The sequence below is a fragment of the Janthinobacterium sp. BJB426 genome (assembly GCF_002735705.1).
In the GTDB taxonomy this organism is placed as follows: domain Bacteria; phylum Pseudomonadota; class Gammaproteobacteria; order Burkholderiales; family Burkholderiaceae_D; genus Janthinobacterium.
On the sequence record NZ_PDZL01000008.1, the window covers coordinates 29,417 to 53,698 of the forward strand.

25 protein-coding genes are annotated in these 24,282 nt (G+C 63.3%); 19 read left to right on the top strand and 6 right to left on the bottom strand.

Annotation, left to right across the window (positions count from 1 at the left end; genetic code table 11):
* Window position 1 precedes the first annotated feature (1 nt).
* The 6 genes from CSQ93_RS14580 (at window position 2) to glpK (ending at window position 6,463) form a co-directional block, all read left to right on the top strand.
* On the top strand, window positions 2–1,111 hold the full coding sequence (locus CSQ93_RS14580) for an ABC transporter ATP-binding protein (RefSeq protein WP_099378662.1): 1,110 nt from the start codon (window positions 2–4) through the stop codon (window positions 1,109–1,111).
* Complete coding sequence (locus CSQ93_RS14585) at window positions 1,111–1,995, top strand: carbohydrate ABC transporter permease (RefSeq protein ID WP_034754965.1); 885 nt, start codon at window positions 1,111–1,113, stop codon at window positions 1,993–1,995. Before CSQ93_RS14580 ends, CSQ93_RS14585 begins: the two co-directional genes overlap by 1 nt.
* Window positions 1,992–2,798, top strand: coding sequence for a carbohydrate ABC transporter permease (locus tag CSQ93_RS14590; RefSeq protein WP_099378663.1), 807 nt, complete (start codon window positions 1,992–1,994; stop codon window positions 2,796–2,798). The genes CSQ93_RS14585 and CSQ93_RS14590 overlap by 4 nt, the downstream gene beginning before the upstream one ends.
* Window position 2,799: 1 nt before the next feature.
* The gene (locus CSQ93_RS14595) at window positions 2,800–3,102 is read left to right on the top strand and encodes a DUF2160 domain-containing protein (RefSeq protein ID WP_369811512.1); all 303 of its coding nucleotides are present in this window, start codon (window positions 2,800–2,802) and stop codon (window positions 3,100–3,102) included.
* A 63-nt stretch (window positions 3,103–3,165) separates the two neighbouring features.
* On the top strand, window positions 3,166–4,893 hold the full coding sequence (locus tag CSQ93_RS14600) for an ABC transporter substrate-binding protein (RefSeq protein WP_034779106.1): 1,728 nt from the start codon (window positions 3,166–3,168) through the stop codon (window positions 4,891–4,893).
* A gap of 76 nt (window positions 4,894–4,969) precedes the next feature.
* Complete coding sequence (glpK, locus tag CSQ93_RS14605) at window positions 4,970–6,463, top strand: glycerol kinase GlpK (RefSeq protein WP_099378664.1); 1,494 nt, start codon at window positions 4,970–4,972, stop codon at window positions 6,461–6,463.
* Between the two features lie 7 nt (window positions 6,464–6,470).
* Here glpK and CSQ93_RS14610 read toward each other — a convergent pair whose 3' ends face one another.
* Both CSQ93_RS14610 and CSQ93_RS14615 read right to left on the bottom strand, forming a co-directional pair.
* Entirely contained in the window at window positions 6,471–7,031 is a 561-nt protein-coding gene (locus tag CSQ93_RS14610; RefSeq protein WP_099378665.1) for a YdcF family protein, read from the bottom strand.
* Window positions 7,032–7,085: 54 nt separating this feature from the next.
* Complete coding sequence (locus tag CSQ93_RS14615; RefSeq protein ID WP_099378666.1) at window positions 7,086–7,724, bottom strand: cysteine hydrolase family protein; 639 nt, start codon at window positions 7,722–7,724, stop codon at window positions 7,086–7,088.
* Between the two features lie 145 nt (window positions 7,725–7,869).
* On the opposite strand from CSQ93_RS14615, the gene CSQ93_RS14620 reads away from it, so the two are divergent.
* A complete protein-coding gene (locus CSQ93_RS14620) occupies window positions 7,870–8,835 on the top strand; it encodes a GlxA family transcriptional regulator (RefSeq protein WP_099378824.1) in 966 nt (321 codons plus the stop codon).
* Here CSQ93_RS14620 and CSQ93_RS14625 read toward each other — a convergent pair.
* Entirely contained in the window at window positions 8,812–9,672 is an 861-nt protein-coding gene (locus tag CSQ93_RS14625) for a tetratricopeptide repeat protein (protein ID WP_099378667.1), read from the bottom strand. The two genes, CSQ93_RS14620 and CSQ93_RS14625, sit on opposite strands and share 24 nt — an antisense overlap.
* Before the next feature lie 125 nt (window positions 9,673–9,797).
* Between CSQ93_RS14625 and CSQ93_RS14630 the strand changes: the two genes are divergently transcribed.
* Entirely contained in the window at window positions 9,798–10,571 is a 774-nt protein-coding gene (locus CSQ93_RS14630) for an AraC family transcriptional regulator (RefSeq protein WP_099378668.1), read from the top strand.
* Between the two features lie 58 nt (window positions 10,572–10,629).
* Window positions 10,630–11,568 carry a DMT family transporter gene (locus CSQ93_RS14635; RefSeq protein WP_099378669.1) on the top strand — a complete coding sequence of 313 codons (939 nt, stop codon included), beginning with the start codon at window positions 10,630–10,632 and terminating at the stop codon, window positions 11,566–11,568.
* Between the two features lie 19 nt (window positions 11,569–11,587).
* On the opposite strand, the gene CSQ93_RS14640 is transcribed toward CSQ93_RS14635, so the two are convergent.
* The 3 genes from CSQ93_RS14640 to CSQ93_RS14650 all read right to left on the bottom strand — a co-directional run bounded on the left by CSQ93_RS14640 (window position 11,588) and on the right by CSQ93_RS14650 (window position 13,219).
* Window positions 11,588–12,154, bottom strand: a complete 567-nt coding sequence (locus CSQ93_RS14640) for a carboxymuconolactone decarboxylase family protein (protein ID WP_099378670.1) — start codon at window positions 12,152–12,154, stop codon at window positions 11,588–11,590.
* A 68-nt stretch (window positions 12,155–12,222) separates the two neighbouring features.
* Window positions 12,223–12,570 carry a hypothetical protein gene (locus CSQ93_RS14645; RefSeq protein WP_099378671.1) on the bottom strand — a complete coding sequence of 116 codons (348 nt, stop codon included), beginning with the start codon at window positions 12,568–12,570 and terminating at the stop codon, window positions 12,223–12,225.
* Between the two features lie 148 nt (window positions 12,571–12,718).
* A complete protein-coding gene (locus tag CSQ93_RS14650; protein WP_034754979.1) occupies window positions 12,719–13,219 on the bottom strand; it encodes an Lrp/AsnC ligand binding domain-containing protein in 501 nt (166 codons plus the stop codon).
* Window positions 13,220–13,325: 106 nt separating this feature from the next.
* Here CSQ93_RS14650 and CSQ93_RS14655 point away from each other — a divergent pair, with 106 nt between their 5' ends.
* The 10 genes from CSQ93_RS14655 to CSQ93_RS29760 all read left to right on the top strand — a co-directional run bounded on the left by CSQ93_RS14655 (window position 13,326) and on the right by CSQ93_RS29760 (window position 24,267).
* Window positions 13,326–14,615, top strand: a complete 1,290-nt coding sequence (locus CSQ93_RS14655; protein ID WP_099378672.1) for a D-amino acid dehydrogenase — start codon at window positions 13,326–13,328, stop codon at window positions 14,613–14,615.
* 13 nt (window positions 14,616–14,628) lie between these two features.
* Window positions 14,629–15,747 (top strand): alanine racemase, encoded by a 1,119-nt coding sequence (alr, locus tag CSQ93_RS14660; protein ID WP_233516188.1) that lies wholly within the window; start codon window positions 14,629–14,631, stop codon window positions 15,745–15,747.
* An 88-nt stretch (window positions 15,748–15,835) separates the two neighbouring features.
* Window positions 15,836–16,393 carry an NADPH-dependent FMN reductase gene (locus CSQ93_RS14665; protein WP_099378674.1) on the top strand — a complete coding sequence of 186 codons (558 nt, stop codon included), beginning with the start codon at window positions 15,836–15,838 and terminating at the stop codon, window positions 16,391–16,393.
* A 161-nt stretch (window positions 16,394–16,554) separates the two neighbouring features.
* Complete coding sequence (locus tag CSQ93_RS14670; protein ID WP_233516189.1) at window positions 16,555–18,114, top strand: sensor domain-containing diguanylate cyclase; 1,560 nt, start codon at window positions 16,555–16,557, stop codon at window positions 18,112–18,114.
* A 116-nt stretch (window positions 18,115–18,230) separates the two neighbouring features.
* Window positions 18,231–18,767 carry a hypothetical protein gene (locus tag CSQ93_RS14675; protein WP_099378676.1) on the top strand — a complete coding sequence of 179 codons (537 nt, stop codon included), beginning with the start codon at window positions 18,231–18,233 and terminating at the stop codon, window positions 18,765–18,767.
* A gap of 41 nt (window positions 18,768–18,808) precedes the next feature.
* The gene (locus tag CSQ93_RS14680) at window positions 18,809–19,228 is read left to right on the top strand and encodes a hypothetical protein (RefSeq protein WP_099378677.1); all 420 of its coding nucleotides are present in this window, start codon (window positions 18,809–18,811) and stop codon (window positions 19,226–19,228) included.
* Window positions 19,229–19,341: 113 nt separating this feature from the next.
* A complete protein-coding gene (locus tag CSQ93_RS14685) occupies window positions 19,342–19,683 on the top strand; it encodes a hypothetical protein (protein WP_099378678.1) in 342 nt (113 codons plus the stop codon).
* 1 nt (window position 19,684) lies between these two features.
* The gene (locus CSQ93_RS14690; protein ID WP_233516190.1) at window positions 19,685–21,043 is read left to right on the top strand and encodes a TolC family protein; all 1,359 of its coding nucleotides are present in this window, start codon (window positions 19,685–19,687) and stop codon (window positions 21,041–21,043) included.
* A 2-nt stretch (window positions 21,044–21,045) separates the two neighbouring features.
* Entirely contained in the window at window positions 21,046–22,428 is a 1,383-nt protein-coding gene (locus CSQ93_RS14695; protein ID WP_099378680.1) for a multicopper oxidase family protein, read from the top strand.
* Between the two features lie 183 nt (window positions 22,429–22,611).
* Window positions 22,612–24,267: a methyl-accepting chemotaxis protein gene (locus CSQ93_RS29760; RefSeq protein ID WP_099378825.1), complete on the top strand. Its 1,656-nt coding sequence runs from the start codon at window positions 22,612–22,614 to the stop codon at window positions 24,265–24,267.
* The last annotated feature ends 15 nt before the right edge of the window (window positions 24,268–24,282 follow it).

Sequence of the window (24,282 nt, forward strand, 5' to 3'; positions counted from 1 at the left end):
CATGGCGCGCATCGAACTGGTCGACCTGGCCCACGCCTACAAACCCAATCCTTCCGCACCGGCCGACTATGCGCTGCGGCCCATGAGCATGGAATGGCATGACGGCGGCGCCTACGCCTTGCTGGGGCCGTCCGGCTGCGGCAAGACGACCTTGCTCAACATTATCTCCGGCCTGGTGAAACCGTCGCATGGCAAGGTGCTGTTCGACGGCAAGGATGTGACGCAGCTGCCCACGGAAGCACGCAATATCGCGCAAGTGTTCCAGTTTCCCGTCATTTACGACACCATGACCGTGCATGACAATCTGGCGTTTCCGCTGCGCAATCGCGGCTGGAAAGAGATCGAGGTGAAAAAGCGCGTGCAGCAAGTGGCGCAGATGCTGGAATTGACGGGCGACCTGAAACTGCGCGCCAGCGGTTTGTCCGTGGACGCCAAGCAAAAGATTTCGCTGGGCCGCGGCCTCGTGCGCCCGGACGTGGCGGCCGTGCTGTTCGACGAACCGCTGACGGTGATCGACCCGCATTTGAAATGGTTGCTACGCAGAAAATTGAAGGAAATCCACCACGAACTAAAATTGTCCTTGATCTACGTCACGCACGACCAGGTGGAAGCGCTGACCTTCGCCGACCAGGTGGTCGTCATGACCCAAGGCGAAGTGGTGCAGACGGGCAGTGCGCAAGCGCTGTTCGAGGAACCGGAACACACCTTTGTCGGCTATTTCATCGGCAATCCGGGCATGAACTTGCTCGATTGCACCCTGGACGATGGCGGCGTGCGCCTGGCGGGGCAGCTGCTCGCCGTGTCCGCTGCCGCCCGCGCGGCGCTGTCTGGCGCGCAAGGGAAAATCACGGTGGGCGTGCGGCCGGAATTCGTCGAATGCGTGCAGGCGGGCGAGGGTGGCGACCATGGCGACCATGGCGACCATTGCCTGGACGCCACGGTCACGGCCGTGCGCAACATGGGCACGCATTACCTGGCGGAATTCCAGCTGGGTAGCGCGACGGTGGCGGCCAAGCTGCGTGCCATCGATGCCGTCGCAGGAGATGCTGTGCGGCTGCGCTTTCCGCCGCAACGCACCTTGTTCTATGTCAACGATAAGCGGGTGGCCTGATGATACATAACGGTAAAACCGATAACAACCGCCGCGCCTGGCTACTGATCCTGCCCGTGCTGCTGTGCGTGGCCTTTTCCGCCATCCTGCCCCTGATGACGGTGGTGAACTATTCCGTGCAGGATATCCTGAGCCCCACGCAAAAGGTGTTCGTGGGTACCGAGTGGTTCCGCATGGTCATGCTGGACGGCGACTTGCACAGCGCCTTGCTGCGCCAATTGCTGTTTTCCGGTTCCGTGCTGGCGATCCAGATTCCGCTGGGCATTTTGATCGCCCTGTGCATGCCGGCCGATGGCTGGAAGGCGTCCCTCGCCTTGGTGCTGATCGCGCTGCCCCTCTTGATTCCCTGGAACGTCGTGGGCACCATCTGGCAAATCTTTGGCCGCGGCGACATCGGCCTGATGGGCTACACCTTGAACCAGCTGGGCTTTGACTACAATTACAACGGCAATTCGCTCGATGCGTGGCTGACGGTGATGGTGATGGATATCTGGCACTGGACGCCCCTGGTTGTGCTGCTGTGCTATGCGGGCTTGCGCGCCATTCCCGACGCGTATTACCAGGCGGCCCGCATCGACGGCGCCTCGCGCCTGGCCGTGTTCCGCTACATCCAGCTGCCAAAACTGCGCAATGTGCTGATGATCGCGGTGTTGCTGCGCTTCATGGACAGTTTCATGATCTATACGGAACCATTCGTGCTGACGGGGGGCGGGCCGGGCAATGCCACCACGTTCCTGTCGCAATACCTGACGCAAAAGGCCGTGGGTCAGTTCGACCTGGGGCCGGCGTCCGCGTTTTCCCTGATCTATTTCCTCATCATCCTGCTGTTCTGCTTTGTGCTGTACACGTGGATGCAGCGCGTCGGCACGGGAGACCAGAAATGATGCACAAGAAAATGAGCAGCGCCATCCTCGTCGTCTTCCTGCTGGGCTCGCTGTTGCCCATCTACTGGATGCTCAACATGTCGCTCAAGACCAACGAGGAAATCGTGGGCGTGCTGAGCCTGTGGCCCCAGCAATTGACGTTCGCCAACTATCACACGATTTTTACCGACCGGTCCTGGTACAGCGGCTACATCAATTCCATGATTTACGTGGCCTTGAACATGGTCATGTCGGTCACGGTCGCCTTGCCGGCCGCGTATGCTTTCTCGCGCTACAACTTTGTCGGCGATAAACACCTGTTCTTCTGGCTCTTGACCAACCGCATGACGCCACCCGCCGTTTTCCTCGTGCCCTTCTTCCAGCTGTACTCGACGGTGGGCCTGATGGATACGCATTTGGCCGTGGCGCTGGCGCACATGGTCTTCAACGTGCCGCTGGCCGTGTGGATACTGGAAGGCTTCATGTCCGGCGTGCCGAAGGAAATCGACGAGACGGCGTATATCGACGGCTACAGTTTCCCCCGCTTCTTCATCCGCATTTTCTTGCCGATGATCAAGTCGGGCGTGGGCGTGACGGCCTTCTTCTGCTTCATGTTCAGCTGGGTGGAACTGTTATTGGCGCGCACCTTGACTTCCGTCAATGCCAAGCCGATTGCCGCCACCATGACGCGCACGGTGTCGGCGGCCGGCATGGACTGGGGCGTGCTGGCGGCGGCCGGGGTGCTGACCATTGTGCCCGGCGCGCTGGTGATCTGGTTCGTGCGGCATTACATTGCCAAAGGTTTCGCGATGGGGAGGGTGTGACATGGAAAATACCGATAGCACAGCCAGCCTGTTCGGCTGGATGGCCTGGACGCCGGAAGTGGCCATCTTCTTCATTTGCATCGGCTTGATGCTGGCCGGCATGACGGTGTGGCAAATCCGTTCGCCCAGCATTGAGCGCAAGGGCTTCTTGCCCATGCCGACCACGCGCGGCGACCGCCTGTTCATCGGCTTGCTGACGGCGGCGTATGTGAATCTGGCGTGGGCGGGTTTTACGGAAATGCAGCAGGCGATTGGTGCCGGCATCAGTTTTGTAGTGTTGTTAGTGGTAATGCGTTGGGGATAAGTCGTAGATGAGAACACTGGCCCGCTATCGCAGGCCAGATGACAACTAAAAAGGAGATTCACGATGAAATTGAAGTTCACGGTCTTCGCGGCTGCGGCCATGCTCGTGTCGAATGCGGCCCTGGCCGACGCCAAGCAGGCGCAAACCTGGATCGACAAGGAATTCCAGCCATCCAGCCTGAGCAAGCAGCAACAGCTTGCTGAAATGAAGTGGTTCATCGATGCGGCGGCCAAGCTGAAAGCCAAGGGCATCAAGGAAATTTCCGTGGTCTCGGAAACCATCGACACCCACGTCTACGAATCGAAGACGCTGGCCAAGGCCTTCGAGGAAATCACGGGCATCAAGGTGCGCCACGATATCATCCAGGAAGGCGACGTGGTGGAAAAGCTGCAGACCTCGATGCAGTCCGGCAAGAGCATCTATGACGGCTGGATTTCCGATTCCGATTTGATCGGCACGCATTACCGCTATGGCGCCGTCGAGCCGCTGTCCGATTACATGGCCGCCAAGGGCAAGGAATTCACCAATCCCGGCCTGGACCTGAAGGATTTCATCGGCATCAGCTTTACCACGGCGCCCGATGGCAAGGTGTACCAGCTGCCCGACCAGCAATTCGCCAACCTGTACTGGTTCCGCGCCGACTGGTTCGCGCGCAAGGATTTGCAAGCCAAGTTCAAGGCCAAGTATGGCTACGAGCTGGGCGTGCCGCAGAACTGGTCCGCCTATGAAGACATCGCCGATTTCTTCACGAATGACGTGAAGGAACTGGACGGCAAGAAAGTCTATGGCCACATGGATTACGGCAAGAAAGATCCGTCCCTGGGCTGGCGCTTCACGGATGCGTGGCTGTCGATGGCTGGCGCAGCCGACAAGGGCATTCCGAACGGCATGCCCGTGGACGAGTGGGGCATCAAGGTGGCGGCCGACAAGTGCACGCCCGTGGGCGCCTCGATGTCGCGCGGCGGCGCCACCAATTCGCCGGCGGCCGTGTTTGCGCTGACGAAATACATCGACTGGATGAAGAAATACGCGCCGCCGCAAGCGAACGGCATGAATTTCTCGGAATCGGGCCCCGTGCCGGCGCAGGGCGAAATCGCCCAGCAAATTTTCTGGTACACGGCGTTTACGGCCGGCATGACGAAACCGGGTTTGCCAGTGGTCAACAAGGATGGCACGCCGAAATGGCGCATGGCGCCGTCGCCGCACGGTCCGTACTGGAAAGAGGGCATGCAGAACGGCTACCAGGACGTCGGTTCCTGGTTCCTGTTCAAGTCCACGCCGGACGACCGCAAGGCGGCGGCCTGGCTGTACGCGCAATTCGTCACGTCGAAAACCGTGTCGCTGAAGAAATCGATCGTCGGCCTGACCTTCATCCGCGATTCCGACATCCGCCACGATTATTTTACGAAGCACGCGAACGAGTACGGCGGCTTGATCGAGTTCTACCGCAGCCCCGCCAGAGTGGCGTGGACGCCGACGGGCAACAACGTGCCCGACTATCCGAAGCTGGCGCAGCTGTGGTGGAAGAACGTGGCCACGGCCATCACGGCGGAAAAAACGCCGCAGGCCGCCATGGATAACCTGGCCGAGGAAATGGACCAGGTCATGGCGCGCCTGCAGCGGGCCGGCATGAAGGCGTGCGCGCCCAAGCTTAATCCGAAAGTTGATCCGAACCAGTATCTGTCGGACCAGCACGCCCCATGGAAAAAGCTGGCGAATGAAAAACCGAAGGGTGAAACGATTGCCTACGATAAATTATTGCAGGCTTGGAAAGAAGGCAAGGTAAGGTAAACTGCCGCCGCTGTCCCGAGGCACGGAGCTTGATGGTTCCGTGCCTGTTTTTACCCGATGCTTGCATTACCAGACCATGACCAAATACATACTTGCTTTAGATCAGGGCACCACCAGTTCGCGCGCCATCCTGTTCGACCATGCGGGGCGGCCGCACGCCAGCGCGCAGCGCGAATTTCGCCAGATTTTCCCGCAGCCGGGCTGGGTCGAGCATGACGCGAACGAAATCTGGGCCTCGCAAGAGGGCGTGCTGCAGCAGGTGCTGCGCGACAGCGGCGTGGCCGCATCCGACGTGGCCGCTATCGGCGTGACCAACCAGCGCGAAACGACGGTCCTGTGGGACCGTGCCACGGGCAAACCCGTCGCCAACGCCATCGTCTGGCAAGACCGCAGAAACGCGGCTTATTGCGAGCAACTGGTCGAGCAGGGCAAGGCGGACTTGATCCAGAAAAAGACGGGCCTCGTGCTGGACGCCTATTTTTCCGCCACCAAATTGAAATGGCTGCTTGACAACGTGGCCGGCGCCCGCGCGCGCGCCGAGCGGGGCGAGCTGGCCTTCGGCACCGTCGACAGCTGGCTGATCTACAAGATGAGCGGCGCCCACTTGACGGACACGAGCAACGCGGCGCGCACCATGCTGTTCAATATCCACACCCTGCAATGGGACACGGATCTGCTGGCGCTGCTCGACATTCCCGCCTCCCTGCTGCCCGACGTCGTGCCATCGAGCGGCGTGGCCACACACACGCACACTGACCTGCTGGGCGTCTCCGTGCCGATCGCCGGCATCGCGGGCGACCAGCAGGCGGCCACGTTCGGCCAGGCATGCCTGAAGCCGGGCATGGCCAAGAATACCTACGGCACTGGCTGCTTCATGCTGATGAACGTGGGCAAGCGCCCTTTGCCCTCGAAAAACCGGCTGTTGACGACGGTGGGCTGGAGCCTGGGTCCTGATGCAAATCAAACCGACTATTTGCTCGAAGGCAGCGCCTTTATCGCGGGCGCGGCCGTGCAATGGATGCGCGACGGCATCGGCATCATCCGCGACTCGTCCGAAGTGGAAGCGCTGGCCACCAGCGTGCCCGATTCGGGCGGCCTGGTCTTCGTGCCCGCGTTCGCGGGTCTGGGCGCGCCGTACTGGGACCCGTATGCACGGGGCACCCTGATCGGCATCACGCGCGGCACGGGCAAGGCGCATATCGCGCGCGCGGCACTGGAAGGCGTGGCGTATCAGAACGTCGATGTGTTGTCCGCCATGCAGGACGACGCGGGCATCGCGTTATCCGAATTACGCGTCGACGGCGGCGCGGCCCGCAACGACATGCTGATGCAGTTCCAGGCAGACATCTTGAATGTGCCCGTGGTGCGCCCCGTGGTGACGGAAACGACAGCCCTGGGCGCCGCCTACCTGGCGGGTCTGGCCGTGGGATTCTGGAAGTCGCAGGAAGAAATCGCCGCCCAGTGGCAAGTGGGACGCCGTTTCGAACCTGCCATGGCGGCCGACGAACGCCTGACGCGGCTGCACAAATGGCAGCGGGCCGTGGAACGCTCGCGCGACTGGAGCGAGTGAACTGGTATCAATGGCGCATGAAATACACGGCGTAACCTACCGTTTCGCGCGGTACCGAGTACAGGTCGCGCAGCTCGAAGTAGGGCGCGTGCACCTGGCCGCTGACGGTGATGCCGGCCCGCTCCAAAGCCAGCCGGAAGCGCGGTACATGAAAATATTGCGTGGCGACCATGGCTGTCTTCCAGCCGTGCTGGTGCATGAGAAGTGCCGCGTTGCGGGCCGTGGCGTCCGTGGTCCAGCCTTGATGATCCTCAAGGATGGCGCTGGCAGGCACGCCGCGCGACTGCAGGTAGCGGGCCATGGACGCGGCCTCGTCAAAACCTTCCTTGCCCGTCGCCCCGCTGACGAGGATGCGCGGCGCCCTGCGCTCCTGAAACTGTTTCAGCGCCGCGTCGAGCCGCGCCTGCAGGCGGGGGCTGGGCGTGCCGTCAGGCAAGATCGTATTGCCCGGCACGACGATCACGTCGGCGGGGGCCGGCTTGTCGTTGAGTCCATCGAGCACCAGGGCGGCCGTGGCCAGCAGGAACAAGCCAACAGCGCTTGAACCGAGCACAGTTATTTTTCGCATCGTTCATCATCAAATAGGGAATGGACGCATGATACCCGTCCATTCCCGTCCGCGTCAGTTCGCCTGCGCCTTGCGCGCGCGCTGGTTCGACAGATAAATATTGTCTATTTCCAGCGGCTTGCCCTCGCGCACGGCATTGAGCCAGTCTTGCGTGCTGGCGACGGCGGCGAAGTTCGAATGGAAGACGGCGCTGAAGACGCGGTGGATTTCCTCGGCGCTGGCCGTGCCGCCCGCGTTGGCGTAGGGCAGGGTGCCGGTGGCGTCCTGCAGGAACTCGACTTGCAAGCCGTCGTGCGCGGCATGGTAGATGGTGGCCGCGTCGCAGTTGTGCGTCATGTAGCCGATCACCGTCAGGGTGTCGATGCCGTGGCCGTCCAGCCAGGCGCGCAGATCCGTGTCCGCAAAGGCGCTGCCCATGCTCTTGTTGATGCGGTGGTCGGCGGCAAACGCTGCCACTTGCGGATGCAGTTGCCAGCCGTCGCTGCCCTTGGCGAAGATGGGCGAGGCTTCCGGCGCGTCGTGCTGGACGACGATGACGGGCACGCCGGCGGCGCGGGCGGCAGCCATGGCGGTGACGATATTCGGCAGCGAGATGTCGACGGACGGATATTCGATGGGCATGTCGCCCGTAAAGTATTCATTTTGTACATCGATGACGAGCAGGGCGCGGCGTGGTGCGGTAGTGTTGGACATGCGTGACTCCTGAATGGTTGAAAGAGGAAGGACTTCCCCGATACAGCCATTGTCAAGCCGCGCGTTGCAAATAAAAAGTGGCCCGAAGGCCTGTATGCGATAAAATCGGGCCATGCCTGCCATGCCTGCTATTCCTGCCACCACCCTGACAATTGCCGTGATCGCCTTCGACGGCATGACGCCATTTCACCTGTCCGTGCCTTGCCTCGTGTTTGGCGCCCAGACGGACGAGGCCGATCTGCCGCCTTTCCACGTGCGCGTCTGCGCCGCCGACCCCGCGCCCTTGCGTACGGCGGCCGGCTTCGGCATCACGCCCGAGTTCGGCCTGGAAGGATTGGACGGGGCCGATATCGTCATCATGCCGGCCTGGCACGACGATTGCCGCGCCGCGGCGGCTGCCCTGGTCGAGGCCCTGCAGTCAGCGAGCCGGCGCGGCGCACGCATGGTGGGCCTGTGCCTGGGCGCATTTCCTTTGGCGCAGGCGGGCTTGTTGGATGGCAAGAGCGCAGCCACGCACTGGGGCATGGCGGAGAGGCTGGCGGCCCGCTATCCCAAGGTCAGGGTGGACCGCGAAGTGCTGTACGTGGACGATGGCGGAGTACTCACGTCGGCCGGCGTGGCAGCCGGCCTCGATTGCTGCCTGTACCTGCTGCGCCAACTGGCGGGCGCCGAAGTGGCGAACCGGGTGGCGCGCCGCCTGCTGGTGGCGCCGCACCGCCAGGGCGGGCAGGCGCAATTCATCGCGCGTCCGCTGCCCGTGTCCGGCAGCGAAGGGCGCTTTGCCGACGTGCTGGCCAGCGTGACAGCCAGCCTGGGCAAGGCGCACAGCATCGACGCGCTGGCCGAACAGGCCGCCATGAGCCGGCGCAATTTTACGCGCCACTTTCGCCAGGCGACGGGTACGTCGTTCAAGCAATGGCTGCTGAACCAGCGCCTTGCGCATGCGCAAGGCATGCTGGAAAAAAGCGCGGCCTCGATCGATGTCGTGGCGCAAGAGGCCGGCTTCGGCACGGCATTGTCGCTGCGTCAGCATTTCCGGGCGAATCTGCAGACGTCGCCCTCGGCGTATCGCAAGCTGTTCCGGCAGCTAGGCCAGGTCGTTGGACCATAGCGTGGCAGGGTCGCGGCTGCCCTGGGGCAGCATCGCGCTGACGGCGATTTGCCGCCCGACGAAAGCAGTGGCATCGAAGCCGTAGCGTTCCTGGAAGGACACGGTTTCTGCGCTCATCAATTCGGCATACGTTTGCATCAGGGTCGAGGCGCCAACATGGTTGTCTTGCGCCAGGTAGGTGGCGATGGCGGCCATTAGCACGGGGTAATCGGCATTGTCCTTGCTGCCGCCAAAGTGGAACGACAATTGCCCGCAGGTGCGCCAGATGGGGTCAATTTCCTCGTCCGGCACCGGCTGCGCGCGCAGCCATTGCAAGGCTTTCAGGGGCGGGCCGCCAAAGGACGGCGGCGAGATGATGGCCTGGATGGCCACCTTGACGGCGGCATCGATTCTTCCCGCGCGCACATACTGGCCATGCAGCAGCACCAGCGCGTCCGTATACTCGGGCACGATGGCCAGCGCCGCTTCCAGCAGGGCGATGGCCGCGTCCGGGTTGCGCTGGGCAATCTGTTCCTTGGCTGCCAGAAACGCGGCGCGCGGCGAGGCGGGGTCGTCGGCCAGCGATGGCGTGCCCACATACTCATCTTCCGCTGCCGCGTAGGCTTTCAGGAACGCCGCCAGACTGGAAAAGTGCGGCTGGATACGCCACTCGTCGTGCCACGTCTCGACGACGATCGGCTCGGACGCTTCGCGGCCGATGGGCCAGTACAGGCCGAAAGTGTCACCATTACCCAGCGCGCCTTCGGAAAACGGGGTGAAGCCTAGCGGTGGATATGCTGTCGCGTGTTGCCAGTCTTGTTCCGCGGAAATATGGATGAGGTTTGCAGGTCGTTGCATGGAGGTAAGGGAGGATAAAACGCCAGTGTAGGGCAAGCGGGCGGCGCCGGGCGCACGTATCGCGCGGCCTGCAAGCAATGAGCGAACTGATAAAATAGGGGATTCTTCGCCCAGGCGGCCTCGCCATGTCCAGCACCCCCCACTCTGCCATCGACCTCAGCTTTCGCAGCTATGCGGAAATCGGCGCGCCGAACCGGCATGATTTCGTGCAACTCGTGCTGCCCGTGCACGGCCAGCTGTTGCTGGAAATCGACGGCAGGGAGGGGAAAGTCGATACGCAGCTGGGCGTGGTGATCCCGGCGCACACTTGGCATGCCCAGCATAGCCGGGTGGCCAACCATTCCATCATCGTCGATGTGGACGCGGCCGCCTTGGCCACGGGCAGCTGGCAGCGCCTGCTGGAGCGTCCCTATACGGCGATCGGGCTGGGCGCCCGCAAGCTGATTGACTACCTGGGCGTCATGGCGCAGCAGCAGGCGCTGACGCCGGCCATCGTCACGGGCTGGACGCCGCTGCTGCTCGATACCTTGCTGCTGGGCGAGCCGCAAGCGCGTTCGCGCCTGGGTGCGTTGATTGCCCGTGTGCAAGCCGAACCGGGATTGCCGTGGTCGACGGCGTCGATGGCGCGCTTTGCCAGCCTCAGCGTCAGCCGCCTGCACGCGCTGTTCCGCGAGGAAATGGATATCAGTCCGCATGCCTGGCTGTTGCAGCAGCGCCTCGGACGCGCCTGCGACTTGCTTGCCGCCAGCGATGCCGGCCTTGCCGAAATCGCGCTGGCGGCCGGCTTTTCCGAGCAGAGCGCATTGACGCGCGCCATGCGCGACAGCATGGATGTCACGCCAGCGGCCTACCGGCGCGCATGTCGCGATAAATGGGAGAAATGGTCAACAAGGCAGTAGCTGGCGCCAAGATCGGACGCGGCAGACTTGCCACAATCTCCTTTTCAGGAGATTGACCATGCATCAAGAAAACAAGAGCCGGCTGGGCATGCTGGCGGGCATCGCCGCAGGCGCACTGTGGGGGCTGGTGTTCCTGGCGCCGGCGCTGATCCCCGCCTTCCAGCCGCTGGAACTGTCCGTGGGGCGCTACCTGGCGTACGGCCTGATCGCGGCCGTGCTGGTCGCACCGTCGTGGCGGCGTCTGCTGCGCACCCTTACGTGGCGCGAATGGCGCGGGCTGATCTGGCTCAGCCTGACAGGCAATATCGTGTATTACGTGCTGCTGGCCAGCGCCGTGCAGACGGGCGGCGTGGCCATGACGTCGATGGTGATCGGCTTGCTGCCGCTGGTCGTCACACTCGTGGGCAGCCGCGACCGGCATGCCGTGCCGCTGCGCAAACTGATCCCTTCACTGCTGCTGAGCGCGGGCGGGCTGGCCTGCATCAGCTGGCAGTCGCTGGCGCATCCGGGACACGCTTCCCTGCTGGGGCTGTTGTGCGCGCTGGCGGCGCTGCTGTCGTGGACGGTGTATGCGGTGGGCAACAGCCGCTGGCTGGGGCGGTTGCGCTCGGTCTCGGCGCAGGAGTGGAATTTGCTGACGGGCGTGGTCACGGGCGCTGCCGCGCTGCTGCTGGCCATTCCTGTCGCGCTTGCCGCACCTGGTACGCATGGCGGCACGGCCTGGCTGCAGTTTGCCGGCGTCGCCACGGGTGTCGCGCTGCTGTGTTCCGTCGTCGGCAATGGGCTGTGGAACCATGCCAGCCGCGTCTTGCCGCTGACCCTGATGGGGCAGATGATCGTCTTTGAATTCCTGTTTGCCTTGCTGTACGGCTACTTGTGGGAGCAGCGCTGGCCCACGCTGGCCGAGGCGGCTGCCACCCTGCTGTTGTTGGCAGGCGTGGCGGCATGCGCCGCGGCGCACCGGCCGCAGCGTGCAGCCAATGCGGCGACGGCTTGATCGGCAGGGGCAGGGGTTTTCAGTCGCGTTCCGGCACCGGCACGTTGAAGCCGTTCAAGGTGGTCGAGACCAGCGCGTACAGGCCCACCAGGTAGATCAGCTCGTTGGTGCCGTGCTGGCCAAAGGTGGTCAGTGCCAGCCGGTACAGCGGCTCCGGCAAGGTGCCGCCGCCGCTAAGCGCGTAGGCCAGGTCGTAGGCGATGCTTTCGTGCTTGTCCAGGTCGGCCGGCTTGACGTGGGCCACCAGGGTGGCCAGGCGCTCGGCCGGCATGCCTTCGCGCTCCGCGACGGCGATGTGGGCGTAGAGTTCATAGGCGGCGTTGTAGCGCGCGCCGACCACCAGGATGGCAATCTGGCGCACGTTGTCGGGCAAGGTGGCGTTGGCTGTCATGGCCAGGGTGAGGTTCCAGATGGCCTTGCCGATGGCCGGTTCGTGCAGCCATGGATTCCACGGCCCCATCAGGGCGCCGTCTTCGCGCACGGCGATGAAATCGTTGAAATTGCTGCTGATGCCTTTGCGCATATCGTCATACAGCGGCTTCTGTTCTTGTGTCAGGTCTTGCGGAGCGATCAGGGGCAGGCGCATGCAAACTCCTTGCTGGGTGGCGGGCGGCGGGACGCCGCAGCCAGCAGCCAGTATAGCCAGCATGGGCGCTACTTGCGCGGCTCGTGTATCCGGAATTTCCGGACGATGCCTGCCTGGTCGAACATGACGGCCACCTCGCGCGTGCCTTTTTCTCCCAGCAGGGGGATCAGGCGCGTCATCTTGGGTGCTTGCAACTGGTTCTTGTAGACCCAGACCTCATAGCCGGGATCGAAGCTGACGACGGTGGCGTTGCCCAGGGCCGCGTCGAGGTCGAGGCGGGTGGTCTTGCCCACCTTGATGTTTTGATAGATGGCGCCATTGTCCGGCGCGCGGTTGACCTTGTATTCACTGGCGGTGCACATGGCCACGGCCAGGCCCGCGAGGCAGGAAGCTGCCAGTTTTATCAATGTGTTCATACGGACTCCCAGTGTGCATCACTGCTTCCAATCTCAGAGGGGACGGGCGTGATGTCAGGACAGGAGTGTGCTTGCGTGGCCCCGAATGTGCTACAAGATTATACAAAGGCGCACAAGACGATGCCTTTGGTGCCGGCAGGCGGTACTTTTATCGGCTCTGCAATACGTCGGTCGACAGCGCCAGGGTTTCCTTGATTTCTTCCATCACCACATAGCTTTTCGATTGCGCGGCGCCGGGCAGCTGCAGCAGCATGTCGCCCAGCAGCTTGCGGTACTCGGCCATCTCATGGATGCGCGCCTTGATCAGGTAATCGAAGTCGCCCGATACCAGGTGGCATTCCTGCACTTCGGGAATTTGCAGCACTTCGCGGCGGAATTGCTCGAAGGCGGACGCGGATTTTTGATTCAGCGTAATCTCCACAAAGACCAGCAGTTTGGCGCCCAGCGCGGCCGGGTTCACCTTGGCGTGGTAGCCCGTGATGACGCCGTCGCGCTCCATGCGCTTGACCCGCTCGATGCAGGGCGTGATGGACAGTCCCACCTGTTCGCCCAGGTCTTTCATCGAGATGCGGCCATCCTGTTGCAGGATGCGCAGGATGTGGCGATCCAGCTTGTCGAGGCCACGTGCCGATTCTTTAAGGATTCTCATGATTTATTGCTGAATATCTCGATTTATACGTGAACAAATACTGGCTCTTTCCCAATATGATAGCGGTTAATCTGGCGTCAGCCTAAAAAAATATAATGAGGAAACTATGCGTATTGTGATTCTGGGTAGCGGCGTCATCGGCGTCACCAGTGCTTACTATCTGGCCAAGGCAGGACATGAGGTGACCGTCATCGACCGCCAGCCGGGCCCGGCACTGGAAACCAGCTTCGCGAATGCGGGGCAAATCTCGCCCGGCTACGCTTCGCCATGGGCTGCGCCCGGCATTCCCCTGAAAGCCGTGAAGTGGATGATGCAGCGCCACGCGCCCCTGGCCATCTCGCTCGACGGCAGCGCCGCCCAGCTCAAATGGATGTGGCAGATGTTGCGTAATTGCACACCGGAAGCGTATGCCGTGAACAAGGAACGCATGGTGCGCCTGGCCGAATACAGCCGCGACTGCTTCAAGGTGCTGCGCGCCGAGGCGGGCATCACGTATGAAGGCCGCCAGCAAGGCACGATGCAATTGTTCCGCACGGAAAAGCAATACAACGATGCCGCCAAGGATATCGAAGTATTGAAAGACGCGGGCGTACCGTATGAAGTGTTGCAGCGCGACGAGCTGTCGCGCGCCGAGCCGGCCCTCGAAGCGGTCAAGGATAAGCTGTTCGGCGGCTTGCGCCTGCCCAACGATGAAACGGGCGATTGCCAGCTGTTTACCACGCGCCTGTCCGAGATGGCCGAGGCGCTGGGCGTGAAGTTCCGCTACGGCGTGTCCATCGATGCCTTGCTGACCCAGGGCGACGAAATTGCTGGCGTGCAATGCGGCGCGGAAATCGTCAAGGCTGATTCCTATGTCGTGGCGCTCGGTTCCTACTCGACGGGCTTCATGAAGCCGCTGCTCGACATTCCCGTGTATCCGCTGAAGGGTTACTCGATCACCGTGCCTATCGTCAACGCGGCCAAGGCGCCCGTGTCGACCATCCTCGATGAAACCTATAAAATTGCCGTGACGCGTTTTGATGACCGCATCCGCGTGGGCGGCATGGCGGAAATCGCCGGCTACAACCTGAACTTGAACCCGCGCCGCCGCGAAACCCTGGAAATGGTCGTCAACGACCTGTTCCCCGGCGGCGGCAACACGGCCGAAGCGACTTTCTGGACGGGTTTGCGCCCGATGACGCCGGACGGCACGCCGATCGTCGGCCGCACGCCGCTGCGCAACCTGTTCCTCAACACGGGCCACGGCACCCTGGGCTGGACCATGTCCTGCGGCTCGGCGCAATTGCTGGCCGACCTGATGTCGTCGAAACAGCCGGCGATTCTGGCCGACGACCTGTCCGTCAGCCGCTACAGCGGCGCGCAGGGCCAGGGCAAACTGCAACACGCGGTGGCTTGAGATGGGGGCCAGCATGCCTCCCAAGGAACGTAGCGGCGCCATCCTGACGGTGGACCTGGACGCAGTGCGCGCCAACTACCGCTTGCTGCGTGACAAGGCGCATCCGGCTGCCTGTTCGGCCGTCGTCAAATCCGACGCATATGGCCTGGGCGCCGCGCAAGTGGGCGCTGCCCTGTATGAAGAGGGGTGCCGCCATTTCTTCGTCGCCCACCTGGAAGAGGGCATCAGCCTGCGCCCGCACGTGGCGCCCGACGCGGCCATCTTCGTGCTGCACGGCCCGCCCGTCGGCACGGAAGGCGAGTTCACGGCCCACGACCTGATACCCGTGCTCAACAGCGAGCCGCAGGTGGCGGGCTGGCGCCTGCACGCCAAGGCGCTGGGCACCACCCTGGACGCCATCGTGCAGGTCGACACGGGCATGTCGCGCATGGGCTTGTCGCCGCAGGAAATCGACGCCTGGCTGCTGGACCCGCACTTTCTCGACGGCATCAAGGTGCGCTACCTGATGAGCCACCTGGCCTGCGCCGACGAGCGCAGCAACCCCATGAATGGCGAGCAACTGGCCCGTTTCATCGCCATCCGCGCCCGCCTGCCGCAATACCGCGCCAGCCTGGCCAATTCCTCGGGCACTTTCCTGTCTCCCGACTACCACTTCGACCTGGTGCGCCCGGGCGCTGCCCTGTACGGCATCGGGCCGCAGGGCGGCGAGCCGAATCCCCTGCGCTCCGTGGTGCGCCTGCAAGGCAAGGTCATGCAGACGCGCACGATTGCTGCCGGTGACCATGTGGGCTACAGCCGCCGCTACACGGCCAGCGAGCAGCGCCAGGTGGCGACGGTGTCCGTCGGCTACGCCGATGGCTGGCTGCGCAGCATGAGCAACCAGGGCCTGGCCATCGTCGACGGCGTGAAAGTGCCGCAGATCGGCGCCATCTCGATGGATTCCATCACCCTCGACGTGAGCGCCATCGCCGGCGACCGCGTCGTGCCAGGCAGTCTGGTCGACCTGATCTGCGCCGACCACCCGGTCGACGCCGTGGCGGCCATGGCCAATACCATCGGCTATGAGGTGCTGACGAACCTGGGCGGACGCTATTACCGCGAGTATCAGGGTCTTGCCCAAGCCGCACGCTAAACAGCGCAAATCCGATGATTGTGTGGCAAGATAGCCCTGGTGTGAGCTTCACTCCAGGGCTTTCTTTTAACCGTTATCGGGGATTTATATGAGCCAATATCAAGTCGCAATCATCGTCGGCAGCCTGCGCAAGGATTCCTTCAACCGCAAGCTGGCCGACGCCATCATCAAGCTGGCGCCGCCCGAGTTTTCCTTCAAGCATATCGAGATTGGCGATTTGCCGCTGTACAACCAGGATGACGATGGCGCGCAGTCCGAGCAGGTGCTGCGTCTCAAATCCGACATTTCTGCATCGCAAGCCTTGCTGTTTCTCACCCCCGAATACAACCGCTCGATTCCCGGCGTGCTGAAAAACGCCCTCGACCACGGCTCGCGCCCGTATGGCCAGAGCGTGTGGGGCGGCAAGCCGGGCGCCGTGCTCGGCGTTTCCGTCGGCGCCACGGGCACGGCCCTGGCGCAGCAGCATTTGCGCAATATCCTGGCTTACCTGGACGTGCCGCTGCTGGGACAGCCTGAAATGTTTATCCAGGCCAAGGAAGGCCTGTTTGACGAGCATGGCGGCATCGGCCCGGCCAGCCTCGGTTTCTTCCAGGGCTGGATGCAGCGTTACACGGACTGGGTCCGCAAGCACGCCATCCACGCTTGAGGCAAATCAAGGCGGCAGCGCTCTGCGTTGCCGCTTGTACACATTCTTTGACCATTGATGCCAAGATTTCAATATTGGCACGGGTGTCTCGGTATAATGCGCTCTTTCTTTAGCGCAATACTTTTTCTTGTCGACCCATGCGGACTAAACCTGTTCTGCGCATGAATTTGCGCCGCTTGATCGTGCTCGTGGCCTTTGCCAGCGCCCTGGTGTCCCTGGTCAATACGTTTTATGCCAGCTACAGCGTGCAGCGCCAGCTGTTGATCGACACCACGCTGGAAGCGAACCACGCGTATGCCAGCAAGCTGGCCAGCACGGCCGAGGACTTCCTGCAGTCGGCGCGCCAGCAACTGGCCTACAGCGCCGGCAGCCTGGCCTCGCGCCTGGGCGACGAGCAATGGCTGACGGATGAGGCGCAGCGCCTGCGCCTGCAGACGAACAGCTTCAATTCCGTGCTCATCGTCGATGCCCGGGGCAAGGTGCTGGGCGTGTCGCCGGAAACCCTGGCCCTGAAAAACCGCACGCTCGATTCCGTCGGTGCCATCCAGGCGCTGCGCGAGCGGCGCCCGCTGGTGACGCAGCCCTACGTGTCGTCGGCCGGCAACCTGGTGGTCTTCATTTCGCATCCCATCCTGGGCAAGGATGGCCGCTATCTGGGCTATGTGGGCGGCAGCATCTACCTGAAACAGAAAAACATCCTGTACACCATGCTGGGCCAGCATTACTACCGCGACGGCTCCTACCTGTACGTGGTCGATCAGAACCGGCGCCTGCTGTACCACCCGGACCCCGAGCGCCTGGGCGACGTGGCCGGCAGCAATCACGTCATCGACGCCATCATCGCGCAGCAGGGCGGCGGCAACCGGCGCATGCACAACAGCCTGGGCGTGGACATGCTGGCCGGCTATGCCATCATGCCATCGACGGGCTGGGGCATCGTGGCGCAGCGCCCGACGGCCATGACCCTGGCCCCGCTGAACCAGCTGATGGCCAATACAGTATGGCATTCGCTGCCGATCGCCTTGCTGAGCCTGCCATTCATCTGGTGGCTGGCCAGCCTGATTTCGCGGCCCCTGGTGCAACTGGCCGAAGGTGCGCGGCGCATGGATGCGCCAGGAACGGCCGAGCATATCGCCGCCATCCGCTCGTGGTATGTGGAGGCGGCGCAGATCAAGAGGGCCTTGCTCAAGGGCTTGGCATTGTTGCAGAACAAGATCGGCAAGCTGAAGACCGACGTGCAGACGGACCCGCTGACGGGCCTGTCGAACCGGCGCGGCATGGCGGCGGCGCTCGATGCGTGGCAGGCGCAGGCGCGGCCGTTTTCCGTCATCGCCATCGACATCGACCATTTCAAGCAGGTCAACGACCGCTGGGGCCATGCCGTGGGCGACGAAGTCATCCTGCGCCTGGCCCAGCTGATGCGCGCCTGTTCGCGCGATGCCGACGTGCTGTGCCGCAATGGCGGCGATGAATTCATCATGCTGCTGCCCGATGCCGACCTGGACGTGGCCATGCAGGTGGCCGAGCGCTTGCGCGCCAAGGTGGCCGCTGCCGTGATTCCCGGTGCGGGCTTTGTCACGGTATCGCTGGGCGTCGTGTCGTCGGAACAGGAAGCGGGCAAGGTGGGCGGTGCGGACGCCGTGCTGCGCGCCGCCGATGCGGCCCTGTACGTGGCCAAGGAAAACGGGCGCAATTGCGTGGGCATCACGGAGCCTGCCTGATAAACTGATCCGTTGTTTTCTGTCGCATCTGAGCCTGTCCGGGGTGCCCGCCAGCGCTTACCATGTGGCACTGAAACGCACAACGAGGACAACAGGCATGGCAGGATTGGATATTGATGACGTTTGAGCAATCACCGGGCATCCGCTGCGAAGTCGATGGACAGCCGCACCCGCTGGCCTATCTGGGCTGCCGCGGACTCAACTATGGCCAGCACAGTGTGCTGCCGCTGCACCCGTTTCGCCTGAGCGTGCCGGAAACGGCGCTGGCGGGCCTGCTCGACGAGCCGTTCAACAGTTTTATCCAGACCTGCCGCGAGGATGACCTGCAGGACGAGGAAAGCGACTTGCCGGAACTGATGCAGGCCGGCTATCCCGACATCACGGCCATGCTGGCGGGCCACCGGCCGTTGCTGGCCGACATGCTGTACGACTTCATGATCAGCGATTTGATGGACGCGATCGGGCGAGCCAGCGGCTACCGGAGCCAGGTTCCACGCTACTGGGGCGACGTGGAGGCGGCGGACAACCGCGCGTATTTCATCGTCAATAAAGTGGAGACAGTCTCATTTGCCGACGGCCAGCTCATATTCGAAGGGCAGGGCTACTACGGCGTCTACGTCATCTGGCTGACGCACGGCTGCCGGCGCAAATAGGGGCTTGACCTTCCTCATGTGGGAAGGTTTATAGTTGTGTCATGAACCGTGCCTTTTCCCGCTTTCTCGCCCGCTCGCTGCTCTGGCTGCTGGCCGTCACGCTGCCCATGCAGGGCTTTGCGTCGGCCATGCGCAGCTGCTGCGTGGACGAGCTGGCGGTGACGGTCACCGTGGTGGCAGCGCAGGCACCCCAGTGCCACGATATGGGCGACATGGCCGATATGCAGATGGCGGACCAGCCGATGAAAATGGCCATGGACGATGTCGGCGTCACGCATCACGGCCACGATTGCAGCAACCATGGCGCGTGTACCGTGGGCGCCACGGCGCCGCCCGGCATGCCCGCCTTGCACGCCTTGACCCTGCGCGCGCCGCCTCCGGCGCTGGCGCCCGATTCCCTGTTCGCCGGGCATATTCCGCCTGGTCCAGAACGTCCCCCGAGAAGCACGCGCTCCGCCTGACCGCCCGTTGAACCTGGTGGTGCTGCCGTCGCACGTCCCCGCACGTTGCAGCGGCCGCGCCAGCGTTCCAGTCGCGCGCCCGCCGCGCCATACCCTGATCTTCAAGGAATACCATGAAACACCTGTTCAGCCTCGCGCTGGCTGTACTGCCGCTGGCCGCCGCAGCGCAATCCCCGTCCGCCCCGCAAGAGGCGCAAGCATCCGTTCCGGCCACCACTTACCGCTCCGCCTACACCGGCTACCGTCCTGCCGCCGAGGAAGAGGCCACGCCCGACCAGACCTGGCGCGCCGTCAACGACAAGGTTGGCAAGGCCGGCGGCCACATGGGCATGATGAAGATGGACGGCCACAAGATGCCGATGCAGCATGGCATGCCCAAGCCGGATGCGCAGCCGGCCGCCCAGCCCACCCCGCAACACCAGCAACATCAGCAACATCAGCATGAAGGACATTGACATGGCCCGCTTCACAAAATCAACTTGCCTGACGCCGCTGGCGCTGGCGGCAATCTTGCTGCTGAGTGGCTGCGCCAGCTTCAGCCAGGATGGTGGCACGCAGGCGGTGTCCGCGCTGGCCGACGCCCGCACGGGCGCTCCCGCAGCGTTGGCCGACAAGGGCGGCGAGGAAAAGCTGGCTGCCTTGCTGGCCCAGCCCCTGGACGCCGACAGCGCCGTGCGCATCGCCCTGATGAACAACCACGGCATGAAAGTGGCGCTGGCCGAACTGGGCGCGTCCGAAGCGGATCTGGTACAGGCGGGGCGCTTGCGCAATCCTGGCCTGTCATTCGGCCGCTCGCATGGCAGCCATGGCAATGAAATCGACCGGGGCGTCAGTTTCGACCTGGCCGGCCTGCTGACCATGCCGATGCGCGTCAATATCGAGCGGGGCCGTTTCGAGCAAGCCAAGCTGCAAGCCGCCAGCAGCGCCGTGCAGCTGGCGTCGGACACGCGCCGCGCCTATTTCAATGCCGTGGCCGCCGTGCAGACGGAAGCTTTCATGCAGCGCGCGCTGCTGTCGGCCGAGGCGGGTGCCGAACTGGCCACGCGCTTGCAACAGGCGGGCAACTGGAGCCGTCTCGACCAGGCGCGCCAGCAAGTGTTTTACGCGGACGCCGTCGGCGACCTGGCCCGCGCGCGCCACCAGGCCACGGCCACGCGCGAGCACCTGACGCGCCTGCTTGGCCTGTGGGGCAAGCAGACCAGCTTTACTTTGCCGTCGCGCTTGCCCGATTTGCCGGCCCAGGCGGCTGAGGCAGGCAATATCGAGGCGCAAGCGATGGAACAGCGGCTCGACGTGCAGATAAGCAAACTCGACGCGCACGCCACGGCCAGCGCGCTGGGCCTGGCCAAGGTGACGGGTTTCATCAACGTGCTCGACGTGGGCTATGCCAACAAGAGCAGCAGCGAGGCGCCGCGCGAAAACGGCTACGAAGTGTCGCTGGAATTGCCCCTGTTCGACTGGGGTTCGGCGCGCAACGCCAAGGCGCAAGCGATGTACGAGCAGTCGCTGCAGCTCACGGCGGGCACGGCCGTGCGGGCCCGCTCGGAGGTGCGCGAGGCGTATTCGAGCTACCGCACAGCCTACGACCTGGCGCGCCACTACCGCGATGAAGTCGTGCCGCTGCGCAAGACGATCTCGCATGAAGTATTGCTGCGCTACAACGGCATGCTGGCCAGCGTGTTCGAACTGCTGGCCGATGCGCGCGAGCAAGTTGCCAGCGTGAACAGCGCCATCGAGACCCAGCGCGATTTCTGGATCGCCCAAACAACATTGCAGTCGGCCATCAATGGCAGCGGCCCAGCCGAGAAGGAATAATGATGATTACACGTAGAAACTTTTTCATGAATGCGGGCGCCGTCGCCCTGAGTGCGGCAGCCGTGAGTCGCGTGGGGGCGGCCTCGTTGCCGGAAGCCGTCAGCATGGCCGGTGCGGAGACGAAAGCGCCGCCACCGCCGCCGAACGGGCGTCCCTACAACCCCGTCGTCACCCTGAATGGCTGGTCCTTGCCTTGGCGCATGAACAACAACGTCAAGGAATTTCATCTGGTGGCCGAGCCCGTCGTGCGCGAACTGGCGCCCGGCATGATGGCCAATCTGTGGGGCTACAACGGCCAGTCTCCGGGCCCGACCATCGAAGTGGTGGAGGGCGACCGCGTGCGCATCTTCGTCACGAACAAATTGCCGGAACACACGAGCGTGCACTGGCATGGTCAGCGCTTGCCCAACGGCATGGATGGCGTCACGGGCCTGACCCAGCCGGGTATTCCTCCCGGCAAGACTTTCGTCTATGAATTCGTCGCCAAGCGGCCCGGCACCTTCATGTATCACCCGCATGCGGATGAAATGACGCAAATGGCCATGGGCATGATGGGTTTCTGGGTGACGCACCCGAAAGACCCGAACTTCATGAAGGTGGACCGCGATTTCGTCTTCTTGCTGAGCAACTATGACATCGATCCCGGCAGCTACACGCCGAAGATCATGACCATGACGGATTTCAATCTGTTCACCTTCAACAGCCGCGTCTTCCCCGGCATCGACCCCATGGTCGTGCGCCAGGGCGACAAGGTGCGCGTGCGCGTGGGCAATCTGACGATGACGAATCACCCGATCCACATGCATGGCCATGAATTCGAGGTGACGGGAACGGACGGCGGCTGGACGCGCCCCGAATCGCGCTGGCCCGAAGTGACGACGGACGTGGCCGTGGGCCAGATGCGCGCTGTCGAGTTCACGGCCACGGACCTCGGTGACTGGGCCTTCCACTGCCACAAGTCGCACCATACGATGAATGCCATGGGACATGACGTGCCGACCATGATCGGCGTCGACCACCAGGGCGTGGCGGCGAAGATCAACCAGCTCGTGCCCGGCTACATGGTGATGGGCGAGCGGGGCATGGCCGACATGGGCGACATGCAGATGCCGATTCCCGACAATACCTTGCCGATGATGGCGGGCGACGGCCCCTTCGGCGCCATCGGCATGGGCGGCATGTTTACCACGGTCAAGGTGCGCAAGGAGCAGAAGCCGGGCGACTACCGCGATCCGGGCTGGTACAAGCACCCGGCCGGCAGCGTGGCCTACGAATGGACGGGCGCCTTGCCGGAACCCGTGCGCGGCCAGGGTGCGGGCAAGCAAGTGGTGAAAGGTGGCGTCGAGATGACGGTGCGTAAACCTGGGGCTCACACGGGCCACTAATACACGCTGTCAAGCATGCTCCCGAACGGCTTGCCTAGCATGGCAAGCCGTTTTGCATGTTGCCATAAATCAAGGAATTGTTGTTTGGTGACAATCCGAGCATTTTTTTCCGTGATTTTTCTTTATATTCAAGCCAGTACGCTCCAGTTACATCGAGTATCGGCCAGTCTTATGGGAGAAATCATGTTGAACCGGATGAAGGTGGGAACGCGCTTGCTGGCGGCTTTTTTTTGCGTGGCGCTGATGGGGGCCATCGTGGCCGGCATCGGCATCTTCAACATGGGCAAGATCGATACCATGGCGGGGCAGATGTACAACCACGAATTGCTGGGCTTGTCATACATCAAGGAAGCCAATATCGCCCTGATCAAGGTGGGCCGCGCGCGCAGCAATTTCCTGCTGGCCACGACCGCCGAAGAGCGCGCCACGCGCCAGGCCGACATCGCCAAATTCCTCGAGTTGAATAAAAGCTACCTGGCCAAGGCGGAACCACTGTTCGTCACGTCAGCGGCCAAGGAACTGTTTGCCCGCTTCGCCGCCGTCGAAGCGGAGTACATTGCCACCATGCAGCAGGCGCTGACCCTGGCGGCGGCCGAACCGCTGGCCCAGCGCAGCGCGCAACTGGTCGAATTGCTCAACAAGACGCGCCAGCATGCCGACGAACTCGACGGCGTGCTCGACAAATTGTCGCTGCAGAAGGAAGAGCGCGCCAAGGCGGCTTCCGAGCAGGCCTCGGGCGTGTACCAGGCCAGCCGCAGTTTCATGATCGCGCTGGTGCTGGGCAGCATGGCGGCCGGCCTGGCGCTGGGGGCGCTGATCACGCGCGGACTGACGCGCCAGCTCGGTGGCGAACCGTCGTATGCCGTCAGGATCGCCGGCGCCATCGCCGAGGGCGACCTCACCGTCGATATCCGCACGGCCAGCCACGACAGCGCCAGCTTGCTGTTTGCCATGAAAAGCATGCGTGACAAACTGGTGGGCATCGTCAGCCAGGTGCGTTCGGGCACGGACACCATCAACACGGCCTCGGGCGAAATCGCCCAGGGCAACCTCGACTTGTCGTCCCGCACGGAAGAGCAGGCCAGTTCGCTGGAAGAAACGGCGTCGTCGATGGAGCAGCTGACGTCGGCCGTGCGGCAGAATGCAGACAATGCGCGCCAGGCCAATGCGCTGGCCGGCGCCGCGTCCGACGTGGCCGGCAAGGGCGGCGCCGTGGTGGGGCAGGTGGTGCAGACGATGGAATCGATCAACGCCTCGTCGCGCAAGATCGTCGACATCATCAGCGTCATCGACAGCATCGCCTTCCAGACGAATATCCTCGCCTTGAACGCGGCCGTGGAAGCGGCCAGGGCGGGCGAGGAGGGGCGCGGTTTTGCCGTCGTGGCCTCCGAAGTGCGCAACCTGGCGCAACGCTCGGCCAGTGCCGCCAAGGAAATCAAGACCCTGATCGGCGACTCCGTCGAACAGGTGGAAATCGGTTCCAAGCTCGTGCATGACGCGGGCAAGACAATGGATGAAGTGGTCGCCAGCGTGCGCCAGGTGGCCGACATCATGCAGGAAATCACGGCTGCCAGCGCCGAGCAAAGCGCCGGCATCGAGCAAGTCAACCAGGCCGTGCTGCAGATGGACCAGGTGACGCAGCAAAACGCGGCCCTGGTGGAAGAGGCGGCCGCGGCGGCCGAATCGCTGCAGGACCAGGCGCAGACCCTGACGGAACTGGTGGGCGTGTTCCGCCTGCATGCCCAGGCGCAACAGATGGCCGTGCCGGCGTCCAGCAATGTCACGCCGCTGCGCCGGCCGGTGCCGGCCGCCAGACAGGGTGTGCGGCGCCTGGCCTGAAACGGGGCAGGCTCG

Coding starts and splice junctions, on each gene's coding strand:
- alr (WP_233516188.1), top strand. CDS start 14,629: ATGCCTCCCAAGGAACGTAGCGGCGCCATCCTGACGGTGGACCTGGAC.
- CSQ93_RS14665 (WP_099378674.1), top strand. CDS start 15,836: ATGAGCCAATATCAAGTCGCAATCATCGTCGGCAGCCTGCGCAAGGAT.
- CSQ93_RS14600 (WP_034779106.1), top strand. CDS start 3,166: ATGAAATTGAAGTTCACGGTCTTCGCGGCTGCGGCCATGCTCGTGTCG.
- CSQ93_RS14645 (WP_099378671.1), bottom strand. CDS start 12,570: ATGAACACATTGATAAAACTGGCAGCTTCCTGCCTCGCGGGCCTGGCC.
- CSQ93_RS14640 (WP_099378670.1), bottom strand. CDS start 12,154: ATGCGCCTGCCCCTGATCGCTCCGCAAGACCTGACACAAGAACAGAAG.
- CSQ93_RS14675 (WP_099378676.1), top strand. CDS start 18,231: ATGACGTTTGAGCAATCACCGGGCATCCGCTGCGAAGTCGATGGACAG.
- CSQ93_RS14655 (WP_099378672.1), top strand. CDS start 13,326: ATGCGTATTGTGATTCTGGGTAGCGGCGTCATCGGCGTCACCAGTGCT.
- CSQ93_RS29760 (WP_099378825.1), top strand. CDS start 22,612: ATGTTGAACCGGATGAAGGTGGGAACGCGCTTGCTGGCGGCTTTTTTT.
- CSQ93_RS14595 (WP_369811512.1), top strand. CDS start 2,800: ATGGAAAATACCGATAGCACAGCCAGCCTGTTCGGCTGGATGGCCTGG.
- CSQ93_RS14630 (WP_099378668.1), top strand. CDS start 9,798: ATGTCCAGCACCCCCCACTCTGCCATCGACCTCAGCTTTCGCAGCTAT.
- CSQ93_RS14590 (WP_099378663.1), top strand. CDS start 1,992: ATGATGCACAAGAAAATGAGCAGCGCCATCCTCGTCGTCTTCCTGCTG.
- CSQ93_RS14695 (WP_099378680.1), top strand. CDS start 21,046: ATGATTACACGTAGAAACTTTTTCATGAATGCGGGCGCCGTCGCCCTG.
- CSQ93_RS14685 (WP_099378678.1), top strand. CDS start 19,342: ATGAAACACCTGTTCAGCCTCGCGCTGGCTGTACTGCCGCTGGCCGCC.
- CSQ93_RS14580 (WP_099378662.1), top strand. CDS start 2: ATGGCGCGCATCGAACTGGTCGACCTGGCCCACGCCTACAAACCCAAT.
- glpK (WP_099378664.1), top strand. CDS start 4,970: ATGACCAAATACATACTTGCTTTAGATCAGGGCACCACCAGTTCGCGC.
- CSQ93_RS14625 (WP_099378667.1), bottom strand. CDS start 9,672: ATGCAACGACCTGCAAACCTCATCCATATTTCCGCGGAACAAGACTGG.
- CSQ93_RS14635 (WP_099378669.1), top strand. CDS start 10,630: ATGCATCAAGAAAACAAGAGCCGGCTGGGCATGCTGGCGGGCATCGCC.
- CSQ93_RS14670 (WP_233516189.1), top strand. CDS start 16,555: ATGAATTTGCGCCGCTTGATCGTGCTCGTGGCCTTTGCCAGCGCCCTG.
- CSQ93_RS14650 (WP_034754979.1), bottom strand. CDS start 13,219: ATGAGAATCCTTAAAGAATCGGCACGTGGCCTCGACAAGCTGGATCGC.
- CSQ93_RS14680 (WP_099378677.1), top strand. CDS start 18,809: ATGAACCGTGCCTTTTCCCGCTTTCTCGCCCGCTCGCTGCTCTGGCTG.
- CSQ93_RS14610 (WP_099378665.1), bottom strand. CDS start 7,031: ATGCGAAAAATAACTGTGCTCGGTTCAAGCGCTGTTGGCTTGTTCCTG.
- CSQ93_RS14690 (WP_233516190.1), top strand. CDS start 19,685: ATGGCCCGCTTCACAAAATCAACTTGCCTGACGCCGCTGGCGCTGGCG.
- CSQ93_RS14585 (WP_034754965.1), top strand. CDS start 1,111: ATGATACATAACGGTAAAACCGATAACAACCGCCGCGCCTGGCTACTG.
- CSQ93_RS14615 (WP_099378666.1), bottom strand. CDS start 7,724: ATGTCCAACACTACCGCACCACGCCGCGCCCTGCTCGTCATCGATGTA.